The organism is Kaistella sp. (assembly GCF_041824135.1).
Lineage (GTDB): Bacteria > Bacteroidota > Bacteroidia > Flavobacteriales > Weeksellaceae > Kaistella.
Map to the genome: position 1 here is coordinate 70,986 of NZ_JBGZYM010000031.1, position 17,292 is coordinate 88,277.

Genomic DNA, 17,292 nt, shown 5'->3' on the forward strand with positions numbered 1-17,292 from the left:
TGGATTTTAAGTTATTGTCAATGGTTTTAGTTGTAATCAAGTACATCAAAGATACCGAATTACTATAAATTCTTCCTCTTCAAAACCCTTCCTCTCGGCTCATCACCTTCATAAAGTGCAATTTCTGAATGTAAAAACTCCGCAGCGGCGGCGGAATCTTCGACTTTCGTGGAACTGCGGATGATCATTTCTTTTTCAAATGTTGTTAAGACGCTTTCTCTAAGTCCAGCAGTGCGCCAGTGAGATGGACGTTTGCAATTTTTGAAAATCTCACGAGCTAAAGAAAGGGCATCCAGCAAAGCTTGATTGGCACCCTGACCTTTAAACGGACTCATCGGATGCGCTGCATCGCCAAGCAATGTTGCAGGTCCAAATTTTTCTAATAATTCTGAAGCGAGTAGGGCGCGATCGTAAACAGGATAACCCGAAATCTGTGCTTCCTGAGTTGCGGCTAAAATCTGTGGAATCGGATTATGCCATAGCGTTCTGCGAATCGCTTCTTTTTTCAAAGCTTTCGTTCCTTTCGCACTCAAGTCTTTGGCTTCATCTTCTGACATTGGGAAACTCAATTGCCACATCACCGATTGTGAATCAAAAGGCATGATGTAGATTCGCTCATTACCATTGGCAGTTTGAAATACGGTGGCCGAATCCAGTAAATCACTTTCAATATTTTGAAGTGCAGACAAAGGACAAATGCCGAGAATGACAATACAACCCAAATAGCGTAAAGGCGAAATTTCCTCGCCAATTAATAAGTTCCGAACAGCACTGCGGATTCCATCTGCACCAACGATAAGATCTGCATGGACAGTTTTTATTGTTCCACCAACTTGAAAATTGAGGTCAATTCCGTACTCTGTATTTTCTTTAAAATCCAGAAGTTGATGTCCCCATTTAACCGCTTCATTTCCGCCAAGTTGTTCCAGTAAAGCCAGACGCAAAGCTTGTCGGGCGATATGAATATTGGTTTTCTTTGATGAACTTTTCGCATCGGTTTCTGTTTCCAACCATTTACGCATTCCCCATTCGCCAACGACTTTTCCGTCGGGTGTATGAACCAAATGTCGGGTGGAAACTACCCCTTTTTTTAACTTTAAAATTCCAAAACCTTCAATGGCTTTACTGGCTTGTTGCAAAGTCAAGCCGTAACCTTGGGAGCGTTCATCAAAACTATTATCACGTTCATAAAGCGTAAAAGGAATTCCACGATGCAGACAAGCTATCGCCAAAGCAACGCCGCCAATTCCAGCACCAATAATGGCAACGTGTGGATAATTTTCAACATCGGGAATCGGTGTATTCTCAGCAGGAATTAATCCAGAACCCGAACAGGTCGGACAAATATAGAGTTGCGCTACTGGTCGAACCGGAGCTTCGCCTTCACCATCAGATTTTTCGAAGGCTTCCAACTCTGACTGGTAACGAAGTCGCAAACTCTTTTTGATTCTGCGTTTTTGTTTGCCGAGACCCTGACAGTCGGGACAGAAAGTCCAAGTGGTTTTTTCTTTTTCCATCTTCATTATAAAATTGCCGATCTTCTAATGGGTCCTATTTTTACAGACTTATTTTTAATAGCTGACCACAGTTTTCAAAGGTACGGAAAGAGAATTATTTTTAAAAAATGTTTAGATTACGAATTATGCGCACTATTTTTTAAAGTGATCTTGATTCAGCCTGGAGAGGTTGGACTGTAGTAAACGGTAATGAGAAAAATAAAAAAGACGCTCTAAAAAAAGCGTCTTTAATAATATGAAGGTCGAGTTTGTTCTAATAACTTCTTAATTTCCCCATCGTCGTGTCAAGGGAAGTTTTCATTTTTGAAGAAGCTTCAGCCAATGCCTGATCGATTGAATTTCCGTGACCTGTAACTGCTAATGGTTGCATACCTCTAAGGCGTGCTTCGAGTACACATTTTTTGTCTTTATCACCTTCCTTATTTCCGTTTTCATCGCTTATTTTCACTTCCAGTCGGGTTAAATGTTCGGCGAATCTTTCAAATGAAGCTTCTAAATCGGCTGTCAGGTAAGATCTCATTTCTGCACTTGCAGAAATATTATTGTCGGTATTGATTAATATTTCCATAAAAAAATTATTTTAAATGTTGAGTCGGTAATTGTTTTGTACCGTTTCTTAAAGATAAGAGATACTCCGAAATTGAAACAAATAATTGATCAGTTTAACATCAGATTAACACAATCTGCGTTGTGATTAACATACCATAGGATTTTTAGCAGCTGAACTTTTGGAATTCTTTATAATATAAATTATGTTCAGTATTGCTTTTTAAACCGGCATTTTCTAAGGGTGCCAACTTTAGTTATTTTTTTTAACATGAAGAAGTTTAAAATGTTTTCAGTCGACCGTATTTATTTTGTTCCTCTCTTAATTCGAGGTCTTGAATTTGATCGGCAATTCTTTGATTGTGCCGGTTCACTTTACCCGGAATAAGAAATAGATCCAGGAAATACCAGACTCCTAATCCGCCCGCTGTGATCCAAAATAAAATTTGCAAACCCCATCTTCCTAAATAGGCATAATGGCAACCTACAAAAAACCAGCACAAGTAGGCGATTCCAGATGATTTCATTTTGGACATTAAGTAATGTTTGTTCATAGATTTGGTTTAGATTGGTTTTCTGAAAGTATAGATGAGCATATTCGATCCTCTGTCAAAAGTACGTAAACTTCGGGTTTTTAGCAATAAATTTATGATTTCCATTATACTGAAGCTTCCGTTTTAAAAAGAATCTTGTTTGGTGCGAAAATCTCACGCCCCAACCTGAACGGAACTCTTTTTTATTGGTGGCTGAGCGGAGTCGAAGCTACCCATAAAAAAGTGGGAGTCCTTCGGCAGGCTCAGTATAAATTCGGATGTAAATAGGCGCCCAAATAAAAAATAGAATACTTGAAAACTAACAAATTTTTTTATTCAAGATAAAGGGAAATGCAAAAGCGATTCAGGTTAGATCCAAATCGCTATTGTTGTAAACAATGCTTACTATTTTAATTTTCGACTTCGAACTCCTGTAATGTTTTCTCTAACTCCTTGATTGGTTTTACATAGAGAGAATTCGACCAGGATTGCGTGACGAAATAAACGATCAGGGCGAAGACAAGGTATCCAGGCGCGATAGTAAGGATCTGTATTGGTGTAAAATTTAATGATATAAGATTATTGAAAAGGGTTTCATGCTTAGTCGCATGTCCCATAGCAAGTGCAATCATAGGGAAAGGTAGTAAAAGACTTCCCGCAATACCGGCTGTTTTGTATACTTCTAAAGTTAATTTTAGATCATATATAAATCCTACTACGGTTTCTTTACTGTCTCCCGAAAGCTTGCTCGTCTTATTTAGAAACCAAACCATTTTTGATAAGTAGCCGAAAGTGATCAGTGCAATTACAAACATCATAATGTAATAAACGCCTTTTGCTAAGGGATTCATTGTAATATAACTTGGAAAAATAAAAAATAAAATGATGCAGACCAACTGGACGATAATCTCAGTGATCATTCTTTTTCGTACTTTTTCAATCGGCATATTGCTGGTTTTAAGATCTTTTATGTTTGTAGGAATCTGAGTGTTATCCATGTTTTCAGCGTCCATTTTTTGTTTTAGATTATCAAAATTCATATCCTTGATTTTTTATAATTTCCTGTAATTTAATTTTTGTTCTGTTGGTCTTTACGCGAACATTGACTTCAGAAAGACCTAAGTTTTCAGCGATCTCTTTTCCGGAAAAACCTTCTATAAACTGGAGGATTAAAGCTTTTTCAATTTTATTTAATTCCTGCACGGCTTTGTAAAAATGAACGAGTTGCTGGTCTTTTTCATCATTGTAACCGTCGTAAGCGACCGGATCAATATTGATCGAAGTATAGCTGTCGGGTTTCCTTTTTTCTTTTTTGAAGAAGACGATCGCCGTGTTTAAAGCCACTCGGTACATCCAGGAAGAAAACTGACTGTTTCCTTTAAATGATTCTAATGATTTCCAGAGTTGCAAAATGATTTCCTGAAAGAAATCCTGCTGATCCTCCAACTGATCGAAGTACATCCTGGAGACTTTATAAAGAATCCCTTTGTGTTCGGTGATGAGTGCTAAAAATTCTGGTTCCGTTAATTTCATGAAATCAATTTCTAATGAGTAACTGGCGTAACAGTGTATCCTTTTTGTCTTAAAAGATGGATCAGTCCGTAATCGTCGGTTAAATGTGCGGCACCAACTGCAAATAGATTGCTTCTTTCTTTCATCATTTGAGGCATTTTTTCCAGCCAGTCTTTGTTTCTATCGACTTGCATATATTGGGTGGCGTTTTCATCCATGTACTTATCTTTGGTAATTAAATCTACGGTCGTTTCAATATCTTCTTTTTTATACTTTTGAATCGCTTCATTAAAATCCTTTTTATAAGAATCAAACAGCATCAGTTGATCAAGAGCGAAAGCGGTCGGATAAGCCTTTCTCATCGTTTCAATTTGGTCTGCAGCTTTTTCTAAACTGAATATTTCTTTTTTACCTTTCGTTGCTGAGGCAAGGAGTTCCATCTCGTAATATTTAAAATCGGTACAAGGCAACATTTTACTTATCATTAAGAATTGCAAAATCGATAGTCCGTAAGAATCAAAGTTAACCAACGGAGCGCCCATTACCTTATTGACCAGTTGATCCAGTTGCTGATACTGTTTTGGAGAAAGCTCTTCTGAGATCTTTTTTGATTGGCTCATTGATTCCTGCATTAATTTGATTTCCTGCGGATCTGCTAAGTTAACTTCCAAAACCAAGGCATCTACTTTTTCTAAAGTTTCTATGACCTTTTTTGGAATTGCAAAGTCTGTTGCACACAGGATATGTAAAGTTCCTAATAGATAAGAAGGTTGTTGTAGATCGGCATGTTCAATTTTCCATAAAGTTGAATTTTCGAGGGTTTCTTTTTTCTGCGCAGATGAGAAATTAAAAGTTGCTGCAAAAAGAACAACGGCGATGATCGTTTTTAAATGTTTCATTTTATTTGTTTTAAAGATTTGCTTGGTAAGTAGGGGAAGCAAATATTTGTTACATAGAAACTGAATTTTGTTTTTAGTTGTTTGAAATAGAGGAAATATACGAATTGAAAAATATAGAAATCGAAATGTAAGATTCGTCCAGATTTCTTTAAACCGCAAATAAACAAAAGGATTATGTTAATCTAAGTCAATCAACCGCTTTCAAAGCCATACCTGATTAAATAAACTTGTATTTGGATAAAATATTTTCAATTGGCTTTGTTATTTATTCCTAAAAAAAAACCTCATTTAAATTCGAATTTAAATGAGGTTGATATGGAGTGAAGTTATTTTTATAATGACTTCTTTTTTCTAAAACTTAATTGCTGTAATATTTTCCAATTCCTGCGGAATCAAAAGTAAAAGCGCTTTCATTTTCTGATTTGTCCAATTTCTTATTAAGAGTTAATGCCCATAAAATAAGTTCTTTAGAAAAGTCTTTGTCTTCATCGCTGAAATTTTCAGCATACTCTTCCACAATATCGTTAAGTGGCGTTACATTATTGAGTTTAATGTAGAAATCTTCATCGGTATCGTCATAATTTAATTCTAAAGAATTTTTATTAAACCATTTAATGACGTCGGTATAAGGCGTTTTGATGCCGTCTTTTTCCAGTTTTGGAACACGTGGGAAAGTCATTTCAAACTGCGTCATTACTGCTTTATCGATCAACAGTTTCGCTACGTGATCTGCACCTTCCTGTTCGCCTTCGTACACGAGTTCAATTTTTCCGGTGATCGATGGAATAATCGACATGAAATCAACCAAACGGATCGTCGTGTTTTCAGCATCCGATTCGATCAAACGTAACTTCGCTGCGGCGATCAAGTTTTCCATCGCGCTGATGGTTAATCGGGCACTCACGCCACTTTTCGCATCTACATATTCGCTGTCACGCGCTGCAAAAGCAACTTCTTCCAAAAGATCTTTTGCCAAACTCGGCACGGTGATCTGGGCTTTGTCCTGTGCAGAAATCTGGGCTTCCTGCTCCGTGATCTGACGGGCCAATTCGATGGTTCTTGGATAGTGCGTAAAGATCTGAGAACCGATCCTGTCTTTCAATGGGGTTACAATACTTCCTCTATTGGTATAATCTTCTGGATTTGCCGTAAAGACAAATTGAATATCCAACGGCATTCTCAACTGAAAACCACGGATCTGAATATCGCCTTCCTGTAAAATGTTGAATAGAGAAACCTGAATTCTCGCTTGTAAATCGGGTAATTCATTCAATACAAAAATACAACGGTTGGCTCTTGGAATCATTCCGTAATGCAAAACACGTTCGTCAGAATAAGGCAACTTTAAAGACGCTGCTTTAATTGGATCGATGTCGCCAATCAGATCGGATACATTGACGTCTGGTGTTGCCAGTTTTTCAAAGAAACGATTGGAGCGGTGAACCCACGAGATCATGGTTTCGTCGCCACTCTCGTCGATTAGATCGCGAGCATATTTGGAGATCGGATTAAAAGGACTGTCGTTAATCTCAGAACCTTTTACAATCGGCATATATTCATCAAGTAAACTAACCATACTTCTGGCAATTTTGGTTTTTGCCTGCCCACGCAATCCTAAAAGATTGATATGATGTCCGGCCAAAATGGCTTTTTTCAACTGTGGAACTACAGTGTCTTCATAACCCCAAAGTCCTTCAAAAACGGGCTCTTTTGCTTTGATCTTGGCAATTAAATTTGCCTGAATTTCTTGATTAATGGTTTTGTGTGTATAACCTGAATCTTTTAATTCTTTAAATGTGATATCTTTTTTCATTTATATATTATGATTTATTTTTATTTTTTTCTCGCAAAGACGCCAAGTGAAAAACGCAATAAGCGCAAAGATTTTCATTAGTCTCGTAAACTGCTATTTGAGAGTCTATTATCTATCAGTCTATCTTCTTTTAGTCTCTAATTATTAAATTCTCTTTATTCTATTCTTCTCATAATCTTCAAAAATCATTTCTCCCAAACCTGAAAGTCCGGTGAGAAAAGCTTTGCCTTTATTTTGAGCGGTAAAAGCATCTACGAATTTCCGCAAATAGGGATCCTGAGCGATCATAAAAGTGGTTATGGGAATTTTTAGTTTTCGTGCTTGTGCAGCTTTGTTCAAACATTGATCAACGATCATTTGATCTAAGCCGTTGCTATTCATATAAAACTCTCCTGTCGGTAATTTGATGCAACTCGGTTTTCCATCCGTGATCATGAAGATCTGCTTATTCGTATTTCGTTTTCTACGCAGAATATCCATCGCCAATTCCAAACCAGCAACCGTGTTGGTATGATAAGGTCCGACTTGCAGATAAGGAAGATCTTTGATTTTAATCGGCCAGGCTTCATTTCCGAAAACAATAATGTCGATGGAATCTTTTGGATATTTTCGTTTGATCAATTCGACCAAAGCCATGGCAACTTTTTTGGCGGGCGTGATTCGATCTTCGCCGTATAAAATCATGGAGTGGCTGATGTCGATCATCAACACTGTACTCATTTGAGCCTTATGTTTGGTTTCTTCTACGATGAGGTCATCTTCGGTTAATCGAAGGTCCGAAATGCCATTATTAATTTGCGCATTTTTCAAACTTTCGGTCATATTTAAAGTTGAAAGATCATCGCCATATTGAAAGTTTCGGTTTTCGCCATCTCGCTCATCGCCAACTCCAACTTTTTTGGTGTTGTGATTTCCGATTCCTGTTTTTTTCAATTTTCCGAAAATCTGGTCCAATGCAAATTCACGCAGCGCTGCTTCCAGTTTTGCGGTCAATATGTTTTTTCCTTTGCCCGTGCCGGTATTTCCGTCTTTATCCTCTTTTTCTTCTTTGATGTAACCGCGTTTTTTCAGATCTTCCTCAAAATCTGCCAGCGTATATTCGTCGGTGAAGATATCATATTCTTTATCCAGCATTTCCAGCCATTCGAAAGCTTCTTCGATATCGCCGGAAGTGTGGGTCAGCAAATCTTTAAAAACGTCAAAAACCCGGTCGAAATGGGAAACTTCTTCGGGCGTATATTTTTTGAACGTAAAACCTTTGTTGAAATTTAATTGTCTATTCGTCATTTTCTATCTCCTAATTAGTGACAGCAAGGTATAGAAATATTGTTCCAAAGAGACCTTGTGAGACATAGAAAAATCTGATGATGGTTATCTCGATTTAACGAAATTTAGCAATCTTTTAAACCAACAACCTTTCCTTCTTTCGAACTTTCCAAAGCGGCTTCAATGATTTTCATATTCTGAATAATTTCTGCTGCAGGTGAAGGTAATGGATAACCAAAAACGATATGTTCATAAATTTCCTGATAATAATTCATGTAATTTCCCGGTTCACTGGAAGTGAGAATTCTTTCGGTGTCGGAATTTTCAGTTAAATAATTTAAGATTCCGTCTGGTTCGGTTAAAGGTTTTGTCCAGTCTTCGTTGAAGCTCGGAATGGCACCGGAAACCAATTCTTTTTCCTGATCATCGGTTCTTTCCTGTAAGAAACTTCCTTTGTCGCCATGGAGAATGTAGGCGTAATGTGCTTCTTTGCTGAAGACGGAAGATTTTAATCTTACGCGTAAATGATTTTTATAATAGAGTAGAAGTTCAAAATAATCATTGGCGAAATCGGGACCTTTCATTGAAAAAACATTGGCAAAAAGTTTATCGGGGAAGCCAAACAGTTGGGTGTCCTGATCGATAAGATGCGAACCCAAATCATGAAGCGATCCCGAACCTCTCAGTTTCGGATTTTCTTTATGTTCCTTCGCACTTGGTTCAGTGCGGAAACGATCGAAGCGGATCTCTACTTCTTTTAAATTTCCTAGTTTTCCTGCTTCGATTATTTTTTGAACCTGAAGATAATCACGATCGAATCTGCGATTTTGGTAAACGCTTAAGAACAGATTTTTTTCCTGTGCCAATTTTACTAAAGCTTCGGCTTCGGAAACGTCGATGGTAAATGGTTTTTCGACAATGACATTTTTTCCTGCTTCTAAAGCCATTTTCACATATTCAAAATGGGTTTGGACAGGCGTATTGACGACGACCAGATCAATGTCCGCATTTTGCAGCATTTCTTCTACCGATCTGAAAATTACAGTTTCTGGATATTTACTTTTGGATTCTTCTTTGGACCGTTCTACGATAGCCGACATAAAAAATCCCGGATGTTCTTTTAAAAACGGAGCGTGGAACACTTTTCCACTCATTCCAAAGGCGCAAATTCCTACTTTTACTAACTGCATACTCTAAATTTTAACAAATATATTTATAAATAATTTTGATTCAGATTACTGCCGAATCATTCTGTGAAAATAAAAACTGCATGTCGTTCTAGCCACGATGGCAGCGGCATCCCGCGACTCTGCGACAGCAGGGAGTGGATATAGCGAACAGCGTGACGGGTTTTCAAAGAAGTCGCAATCTTGATGCTCCTAAAAATCAGAGTCATCGATCACAATTCCAGACTGAATCTATTCTTGCGCGACGGTGGGGCGATTGCCATCTTCTTCAATGCCTTTTTCGATAAGTTCATCGACCTGTTCTAAGTCATCTTCGTGCAAGGTTTCAACTTCGTCTTCCTGGAGATCTTCCTCTTTATTGATAGAAAAACTACAGTAAAGCGGCAAATGATCGCTGCCAATATTGCGTAAAGTCTTGAAATCCTGGATGAAAATATCGGTGGAATGGAAAAATAGATCGATGGGAAAGCGCAACAGTCGATACTTGGCGTGAAAGGTTGCCACAAATCCGCGTCCGATTCGCGGATCAATTAATTCTGAAGTTTTCCGAAATAAAATGGAGGAGCGTGCCCAAGCGACATTGTTGAAATCTCCAGTTACGATGACTGGGTTTTTCACTTCCCGCACTGCTTTTGCAACCGCCAGCAATTCACCATCTCTTTCTTTTGAGGTGTCTTCTTCGGTCGGACTTGGCGGTGGCGGATGAACGCCAAAAAACGTGAAGCGTTCTCCATTTTCTGTCAAAAGAGACGCTTCGATACTCGGTAAGTCATCGGAGATAAAATAATTGACCTTAATGTTTTCTACTCTTAATCTGGTGTAGAAATGTATTCCGTACGTGTTTTCTAAAGGGACTTTTTTAAAATTGGGATAGTCGTTTTCAATGACGGTTAAGGCATCTTCCCAAGCTTGATTAGATTCCATGGTTAATAGAATATCGGGCTGAACTTCATTGATCAAAGTAATGAGTTGCTGATAATCTTTATTAAACTGATAAACATTGACCGAAATAATCGAGATCAGATCTGAGTTTTTAGAAATTTTCTGCACCGGCTTTCTTTTATAAATAACGGTGTACGGAATTAAAATGACGACATGGTTAACGATTAAAGCTAAAGTCACCGCGGCAGTCGTCCAAAAAATTAGTGTTTTCGGAGTAAAAAAGAGAAGTACTAAAACCAAAACTGCCAACTGAAGAATGGCGACTTGAAACCGCGCAAATTCCAAAACCCGAAAAATCCAGTGTTGATTTCGAACCAAGGGTAAAATGCTGAAGATAATGCAGACGGAAATTAAAAGATAATAAAATAGGTGCATAAATTTTTAATAGGTGCGGTACGGCTATCTGTAGCGGAATAGAGTGAACTAATTGGCAATAAAGATAATAAAATTTCGGAGGTATTTAAACGAAAAGTCAATTGCGGTCCATTTATTTTTTTGCCGGAATAAAAGAGGCGGCAGGTTTTATATTTTCGTTCAGAATACTTAAAACGGCCACTTTCAGGGCGGGATATTGATAGTCATCATTGAATACATATTGCCAATACGTGTGATGCGACTGATCTTTCACTAAACATAAAACGTATTTATTTTTTGATTTTGACATTCGAATTGCGGCACTGGATTCTGAATCGATCTGATAGTCAATTTCATTATTATCGGTCATGACATAAAAATGATGTTTCGCAAAAAGAAAATCATCAGGTTCGGCAAATTTTTCGAAAGCCATGACTCTTCGGTCCTTCCACATAAACTGATCGAAGCAAAATTGCTTTTCCATATCAGAATTAAGTTGCTTGTTTTGATGCGCTGCGTAGAGTATCGTTTTCAAAGGCATTGCTTTTTCGAATTGTTCCAGCGCATAATAGATCTGGATCATTTTGGCAACGGCTTGATAATCGGTCGGGTAGAGTATAATATGCTTTTCAAAAGTGTTTTTTGCCTCATTGATTTTTCCCGTAAGTTGCTGGGTGAGGCCCAGATTGAAAGAAGTATTCTGATGCATTTCATCGTTTTCGCTTAGTTGGCTCAAGGCGTTTTTGTAAGAAGCTGACGCTTGTTCGTTTTTATTTTGACCTTGATAAATCTGACCCAGCATGACGAATGCTCTTGGCTTACAGGAAGGATGTTGAGTGGCTTTTTCAAAATAAACCTGAGCCGAATCTGTCTTTTTTAAAGCAGAAAATGCTTCAGCTTTTCCGGCGTAGAAATCAGATTCGGTTGGAGATAATGAAATGGCTTTTTCAAAAAGAGGAAGTGATTCATTGAATTTCTTGGCGTACAAAAGAATCATTCCTTTGTGAAAGTACATGCTGCCGAAAACTGGACCTTTCTCAATTGCCAGGTTAAAATACTGATTGGCCTGTTCATCTGCTGACATCATGTAAAACGCTTTGCCTTTGTAAAACAAATCGTTTGCAGTAAGTTGCTGGTGATCTTTTGGCTTGTAATTAATGATCTCATCATACTTTTCCTGCTCGAAAAGTAATTTAAAGTTGGTCCCTACATCAGCTTGTCCGTAAGAATAGGTAATGAAAAGAAGGGTGATAAATAGTAGAAATTTTTTCATTGAGGAGTGAAATTTAAATACATTACTAATTAGGTTTATTTCTCAAAATAATTGGTAATATTTTTTCGAAAGGTAAGAAGGATTCCTCCTAACAGTAGATTTAATGCAGGAAGTATAAGAGCAATCGATGAGTTTTCACTTACCGGAAATAATGGATTCATACTTTTTCTGAAAACCAGATAAAGTCCGGACAGCAAAGTGTTGATGTTTTCAATCACTAAAAAGCCACCGATAATGATCAGGGCGATGGTTAGAATATTTTTTTGGTTGAAGTTATTTATCGAAATCTTTTGTTGATCAAAGTTTTGGTCCAACTTAAATAGATCAATTATTTTTTCGGGAAATCTGATCAGAAAATAAAGTATTGCTGTAATGAATAGAATGATAAGTACAACGTATATAATCGTTCCGACCATACTGCTGGAATCGCTGGTGAAATTTAAAAATCCAATTTGCGACGGTAGAAAAGTGAAAAGTACCTGAATGAAAAAATAAAGCCCGACGACTTTAATTAAAATCTTAAAAAAATCTCTGTTGGTCATTTAAATTTGGTTTTTTTTAACTGTATTTTACAATCCGTCAATATCTTCATACAACTCGGTAATGGTTTCTATTTCTTCGCTGACATTTTTATCATTCACAATTTCTGCGAGCCAAGATTCTACCAGAATTAAACTCGTTGCGCTGCACGCTTGTAAGCCATACGAATACGGTCTTAATCCATTGGTATGCGTGAAGTTGATGTCATAAAGGAAATTATTAATAAGTCCTTGTTTGTTGATGGTTCGATAACTTGAGTCGATCTGAATACCGGATAATTTCATTTCTAAACCGTCTTTATTTTTAACTAATTCTATTTTATCCGAAGTTTTAGATTGCTTTCTACAAACTTTTTCGTCAGCACATTTTGCAGTTGCAACGCTTACAACGCCTTGCTTGACCAAAAATTGAAATGGAAAATCAGCTAATTCTAGTTTTTTGCCGCCACCACAATTTACGAAAAGCTGATAGTTGATTTCTTCTTCACTACCATCGGCTGATTGTACGATGATTTTAGTTTCGTTATTCTCGAAAGCATCTTCGGGAAAATTGACAAATCCAGATTTTAACTCGATACAATTTGCATCATAAAGAGCCAAAAGAATTTCGGCAGACTGCAAAGGCAAAGCTGCAATGACGTTCATTAGAAACGACATAATTTCTTTATGAAAAAACAGATGATCTTCGGCAGGTAATAGTTCGGCGTGATAATTTAAACTGTACATTAAATCATCCAAAGTTTCCATCCAGTAGATTGGAATTTTGTGATTAATGGAATTTTTAGCGGTGATCATTTCCTTCTTCATTCCTTCGAAAGAATTCACATACTCATGTTTCTCCGACATCAATTCGACCAGATCTTTGAAACTGAAATCTGAATCTTGCAGTTGATCAACCACATGCGTCAAACGATCTTTGCGGAAAGCCTCTATTAAAGCAGGTCGACATAATTCATCAAAATAATCTTCAATGCGCATCAATCCATTTTCATCAATTAAATCTAATAATTGTTGCCGATTAAAATGACGGTAAATCTCCCGGATCGGTTCTTTTTGCTCATATTGTAAGTGAGGCAACCAACCTTCAGCGGAATGTAAAACAATTTTAAAATCGGGATTTTCTTTATTTAATTCAAAGCTCAGTTTTCCATTAACTTTAGTAAAAGTTCCGTGTCGATGGGCCAAAGAAGTCACGATATCAAAGGCACTTAAGGACGCGCCCAGAGTTCCGACCGGGAAATTATAACCTTCTTTATTTTGTGGAATTAATTTATGAATCGGCCACGGAGAAGCGTAATATCCTGATTTAGGCTGGTCTTCTTCTCGCCATTCATGTCCGTTGGCAATGACGATGGTAGAGTAGCGGTGATCTTCGCCATTGCAGTCTGTGATGGTTAATTTTCCATCATCTTCTTTTGAAATATCTAAAACTTCACAACTTGTTTTTTGTAATACTTGAATTCCGGCAGATTCCAGAACAGAAATCAATTTTTTAAACTGTTCCTCGAAATAATGGCCTAAAGAAACGCGGCTGTACACTTCAGAATCATCGATAGGTAAATCGGTAACATTCAGTTCCTTTAATAAAGCGGAATCCTGGCGACGAAGCCAGTCTCCGAACGATTCCTGGAGCATGGGAATTTCTTCAGAAGATATATTGGCAAGATTATAAATGTCTGTCGTTTTTGGATAATAGGGCATACCCATTCCTAAAATTTGCTCTTTTTCAAAAATGGTTATTTTAGAAATTTCCTTTTTTAGAATATCAATATTTTCACTGGTATATTTCAGCAAATACAGTGCAGTCGGTCCGCTACCGATGATTGCAATATCAGACAAATCACTTTTGGACAAATTTGTTGTGTTCATTAAATTCTAGATTTTAAATATAAATTTCTTCCTGAGTACATTCAAAAATAATTTGAGGATTAAAGATAATAGATTTTTCGATTGAATAATTATTTTTATGCCAAACAAAAACTGTCAACGTTCCCCATCCTTTTAAAAATGTAAATTAAAATTAAAGAAAGTTGAAACAATTAATTAAATTTCAGAACAAATCGTTCTTGTACTAATATTCGGGATGATTTAATACATTTACTTTTTAAATTACATACAATGATTTTCTCAACTGCAAGAAGCTTTTTAAACAAAAAGAGATACCGCTATTTAATTTACACCACCTTAGGCGTTTTACTGATTGGTGTTTTTGGATTTCGATATTTTGAACATTGGCGGTGGATCGACTGTTTAAATTACGCCGTTTCAACAATGGTTACTACCGGAAATGCGGGCGTTTTACCAGAAAGTGATTCGGGTAAAATCTTTAATGTGTTCTATATGTTTACCAGTGTGATTTTGATTTTATTTTTTGTCAACACCATGAATCACCACTTTCAGGAGCTGCGTCAAAGTAAAGAAATGAAACATCAGCGACACAAACATATGGTTGAAAAGCACGTTCATGAAACACAAATTTCCGAGGATTAACAGATAATAATTTGGTGTTCCAAAGTCGATTCGCCTTTAACTTTCAGGGGTTTTTATAGATTAATTTTTGAAGTTAAGATGCTCAAATTATTTTGCGGGCGGCGGAGGTGGCGGTTCAGGAAGTTTCTCCTGCAATAATTTTTGGTGAAAGTATACCGAATCGATTTGCATAAATTTTAAGTCTTCTTTTAATTTCCAAATTTGATTGTAAAGATTCTCTTGATCTGAATGTAGCTGTACCTCATAAAAATTTTGAATCCTGTTTTGGTTTTCTAAGTTGAAATTGATTTGTTCAAAAGTTGCATCAGCAATTTTGATGAAGTTTCTGGGAATTTCCGTGGAGAAATTTTCTAAAACTAAAGTTTCATATTTCGAAAAATCGATTTTACCTTCCGATTTATAAAATCTATATTTTCCCGTATGATATCCTAAAGCATGAGATCCCTCTTCTGAATTCATTTTCTCCTCACATAGATAAACATGATTATCATCAGATAGTTTTATCCCAAATCGCGGAGCTTGAGGATCCATCTGTCTTCCTTTTGTAAACTCAATATATTTTGCTTTGTTTTCTGAACAGTTTGTGATAGTGAACACCATCGAAAAACAAACTAAAATAGTGCGAAGTTTTTTAAGGTTTTTGCTGGTCATAGCATAAAAGTAAAGGTTTTTGATAGACGTCAGGCTTAAGTGCAGATTCTGATTTTTCACTAATATCTTTAGGATTATTTTTTATTTCATAATTCCATCGTTTCATAGTGTTTTTTTAAATGTTTGATAACGTTTTCCGCTTGGCGGTGTGGCGAATAAAGGAGCCAAAACTTTTCATAAACACTGAACTTGAAGGAACGACAATCTTCGATTTATCACTAAACCCGACATATTGCCAAATTGATGTTAGCGTTAGTTTATTGTTGTTTTTTAGGATAGTAATATTGAGCTCCTACCTTTTCTGTGTAGAAATTTGAAATATTTTCTAACAAATTTCTATCCTCGCAACCAATTATAATTAAGTATTTGTCAGTGGTAAAATAACTTGGATAATATAGACCGGCTTCATCCACAATACGCATATTTATATTCAATTTCTCTTCTGAGTTAAATTCTAAAACTACTGTATAAAAGGATTCTTGTGTTGCTGAAAGTTTGTTTGCATAAATCTCATAATAAATTTGATTAATGTCATCGGTATTGAACCCTTCAGAAAATAAAGCAATTTTTTCTTTTTCATTTGTTTTTCCAGGGTTGCTTATACTATATCCATTTTCTAATAATGTTTTTTTTGAAATAAATATCTGTGATTTTAAAAAGTCCTGTTTTCCGAGTATAAAACTTGTAGGAAATTCTAATTTATAGTGTTCCATTTTTTGTGCTTTAATTTGCATCGAAAAGAAAAATGAAATAAATAAAAATAAGAGTTTTGTCCTCATCGGTTAATATAATTTTTGTTGTTGCTTTATTTTTAAATGATTGTTTGTAAGAATTGTCTTTTTAAAAATACCGATACTGACGTTAGGATATTTCTGTTGGCGGGCTACTGCAAACCAAAAGTGGAAAGAAAAACCTCCCGGAGCAGAATGCTTTTTCAGATTTCTATATTAGTGAAAATTGAAAGATGCAAAGCATTTTTGCGTGTTTTATTAAATGAATTCTCAAAGAAAACGTTAATCGCGTTTTTTGCAAATACTACGTTATCTGCAGGCTTTTTCTCCAATTATAAAGTAACAATCGTTTACGGTTATCAATGTCGTTCAATTTGAAATCAGTAATATCTTCAGTTTTAAACATAGATAATCCTTGGTCCATCCCAAGAGAATCAATGCATCTGATTATAAAGCTATCTTCATCAACTTCAAAAATAAAACCTGTGTAATATTCTCCATAAACTTTTATGCTACTTATTATTTCAGTTTTTTTATTCAGTTGATTTAATATATCATTTTTCCAATTTTCATCATCTAAGATTGTAATTTCTATAGAATTTTCTTTTGCAATTTTTTCAGAATGTTGAATTACATATGCAATAGATTTAGTGTATTGGTCTTCAAAATCAATATTTTTTATTTGTGCTAGTTGGAAAAATATGATACCATCTTTCTTTCCATATTTCGTAAAATGCTGAAACGTTAAAATATCATTTGTGAAAGAAAGAATTTTTCCACACCAAAATGTTTCATCATCACTATATATCCAAATACTTAAATATTTATCTTCATTTATAGAATCCTCTAAAATTTTAGATATAATTTCCATTTTCTTATGTATGTTATTTTTATAAGCTTCTGACTAACGTTTTTATTTCTTACTTACAATCAGCTAGTTGCGAAACTGATATCTTCATTAGTCAGACCAAATTTAGTGATTTGCTTTTGAATCCTTTTTACTAAACCTAGCTTTCTTTTTTCGTCCAAAAATAAGTAG

General features: G+C 36.0%; 17 protein-coding genes. 1 reads left to right on the forward strand and 16 read right to left on the reverse strand.

The genetic code is table 11. The features are described 5' to 3' along the window. Positions 1–62: 62 nt before the first annotated feature. The 13 genes from ACEYOS_RS03665 to ACEYOS_RS03725 form a co-directional block, all read right to left on the reverse strand. Positions 63–1,517: an FAD-dependent oxidoreductase gene (locus ACEYOS_RS03665; protein ID WP_373710133.1), complete on the reverse strand. Its 1,455-nt coding sequence runs from the start codon at positions 1,515–1,517 to the stop codon at positions 63–65. 253 nt (positions 1,518–1,770) lie between these two features. Continuing rightward, positions 1,771–2,085: an HPF/RaiA family ribosome-associated protein gene (locus ACEYOS_RS03670; protein ID WP_373710134.1), complete on the reverse strand. Its 315-nt coding sequence runs from the start codon at positions 2,083–2,085 to the stop codon at positions 1,771–1,773. A gap of 259 nt (positions 2,086–2,344) precedes the next feature. Beyond that, on the reverse strand, positions 2,345–2,617 hold the full coding sequence (locus ACEYOS_RS03675; protein WP_373710135.1) for a TM2 domain-containing protein: 273 nt from the start codon (positions 2,615–2,617) through the stop codon (positions 2,345–2,347). A gap of 389 nt (positions 2,618–3,006) precedes the next feature. Further along, positions 3,007–3,636, reverse strand: a complete 630-nt coding sequence (locus tag ACEYOS_RS03680) for a hypothetical protein (RefSeq protein ID WP_373710136.1) — start codon at positions 3,634–3,636, stop codon at positions 3,007–3,009. Next, entirely contained in the window at positions 3,626–4,129 is a 504-nt protein-coding gene (locus ACEYOS_RS03685) for an RNA polymerase sigma factor (RefSeq protein ID WP_373710137.1), read from the reverse strand. The genes ACEYOS_RS03680 and ACEYOS_RS03685 overlap by 11 nt, the downstream gene beginning before the upstream one ends. Before the next feature lie 11 nt (positions 4,130–4,140). Beyond that, positions 4,141–5,007, reverse strand: a complete 867-nt coding sequence (locus tag ACEYOS_RS03690; RefSeq protein WP_373710138.1) for a TraB/GumN family protein — start codon at positions 5,005–5,007, stop codon at positions 4,141–4,143. A gap of 358 nt (positions 5,008–5,365) precedes the next feature. Next, positions 5,366–6,820, reverse strand: a complete 1,455-nt coding sequence (locus ACEYOS_RS03695; protein ID WP_373710139.1) for a sigma 54-interacting transcriptional regulator — start codon at positions 6,818–6,820, stop codon at positions 5,366–5,368. A 144-nt stretch (positions 6,821–6,964) separates the two neighbouring features. Then, complete coding sequence (locus ACEYOS_RS03700) at positions 6,965–8,107, reverse strand: VWA domain-containing protein (protein ID WP_373710140.1); 1,143 nt, start codon at positions 8,105–8,107, stop codon at positions 6,965–6,967. Between the two features lie 104 nt (positions 8,108–8,211). Next, positions 8,212–9,276, reverse strand: coding sequence for a Gfo/Idh/MocA family oxidoreductase (locus tag ACEYOS_RS03705; RefSeq protein WP_373797503.1), 1,065 nt, complete (start codon positions 9,274–9,276; stop codon positions 8,212–8,214). 228 nt (positions 9,277–9,504) lie between these two features. After that, positions 9,505–10,590 (reverse strand): endonuclease/exonuclease/phosphatase family protein, encoded by a 1,086-nt coding sequence (locus tag ACEYOS_RS03710; RefSeq protein ID WP_373710142.1) that lies wholly within the window; start codon positions 10,588–10,590, stop codon positions 9,505–9,507. Positions 10,591–10,702: 112 nt separating this feature from the next. Next, complete coding sequence (locus ACEYOS_RS03715; RefSeq protein WP_373710143.1) at positions 10,703–11,842, reverse strand: tetratricopeptide repeat protein; 1,140 nt, start codon at positions 11,840–11,842, stop codon at positions 10,703–10,705. 35 nt (positions 11,843–11,877) lie between these two features. Further along, on the reverse strand, positions 11,878–12,384 hold the full coding sequence (locus ACEYOS_RS03720; protein ID WP_373710144.1) for a hypothetical protein: 507 nt from the start codon (positions 12,382–12,384) through the stop codon (positions 11,878–11,880). A 27-nt stretch (positions 12,385–12,411) separates the two neighbouring features. Then, positions 12,412–14,250: an FAD/NAD(P)-binding protein gene (locus ACEYOS_RS03725; RefSeq protein ID WP_373710145.1), complete on the reverse strand. Its 1,839-nt coding sequence runs from the start codon at positions 14,248–14,250 to the stop codon at positions 12,412–12,414. Positions 14,251–14,499: 249 nt separating this feature from the next. On the opposite strand from ACEYOS_RS03725, the gene ACEYOS_RS03730 reads away from it, so the two are divergent. Then, positions 14,500–14,871 carry a potassium channel family protein gene (locus ACEYOS_RS03730; protein ID WP_373710146.1) on the forward strand — a complete coding sequence of 124 codons (372 nt, stop codon included), beginning with the start codon at positions 14,500–14,502 and terminating at the stop codon, positions 14,869–14,871. 87 nt (positions 14,872–14,958) lie between these two features. Here ACEYOS_RS03730 and ACEYOS_RS03735 read toward each other — a convergent pair whose 3' ends face one another. The 3 genes from ACEYOS_RS03735 to ACEYOS_RS03745 all read right to left on the reverse strand — a co-directional run bounded on the left by ACEYOS_RS03735 (position 14,959) and on the right by ACEYOS_RS03745 (position 17,124). Then, positions 14,959–15,582 carry a hypothetical protein gene (locus tag ACEYOS_RS03735; protein ID WP_373797504.1) on the reverse strand — a complete coding sequence of 208 codons (624 nt, stop codon included), beginning with the start codon at positions 15,580–15,582 and terminating at the stop codon, positions 14,959–14,961. 197 nt (positions 15,583–15,779) lie between these two features. Further along, the gene (locus ACEYOS_RS03740) at positions 15,780–16,235 is read right to left on the reverse strand and encodes a hypothetical protein (protein ID WP_373710148.1); all 456 of its coding nucleotides are present in this window, start codon (positions 16,233–16,235) and stop codon (positions 15,780–15,782) included. A gap of 322 nt (positions 16,236–16,557) precedes the next feature. Next, a complete protein-coding gene (locus ACEYOS_RS03745; protein ID WP_373710149.1) occupies positions 16,558–17,124 on the reverse strand; it encodes a hypothetical protein in 567 nt (188 codons plus the stop codon). Between the last annotated feature and the right edge of the window lie 168 nt (positions 17,125–17,292).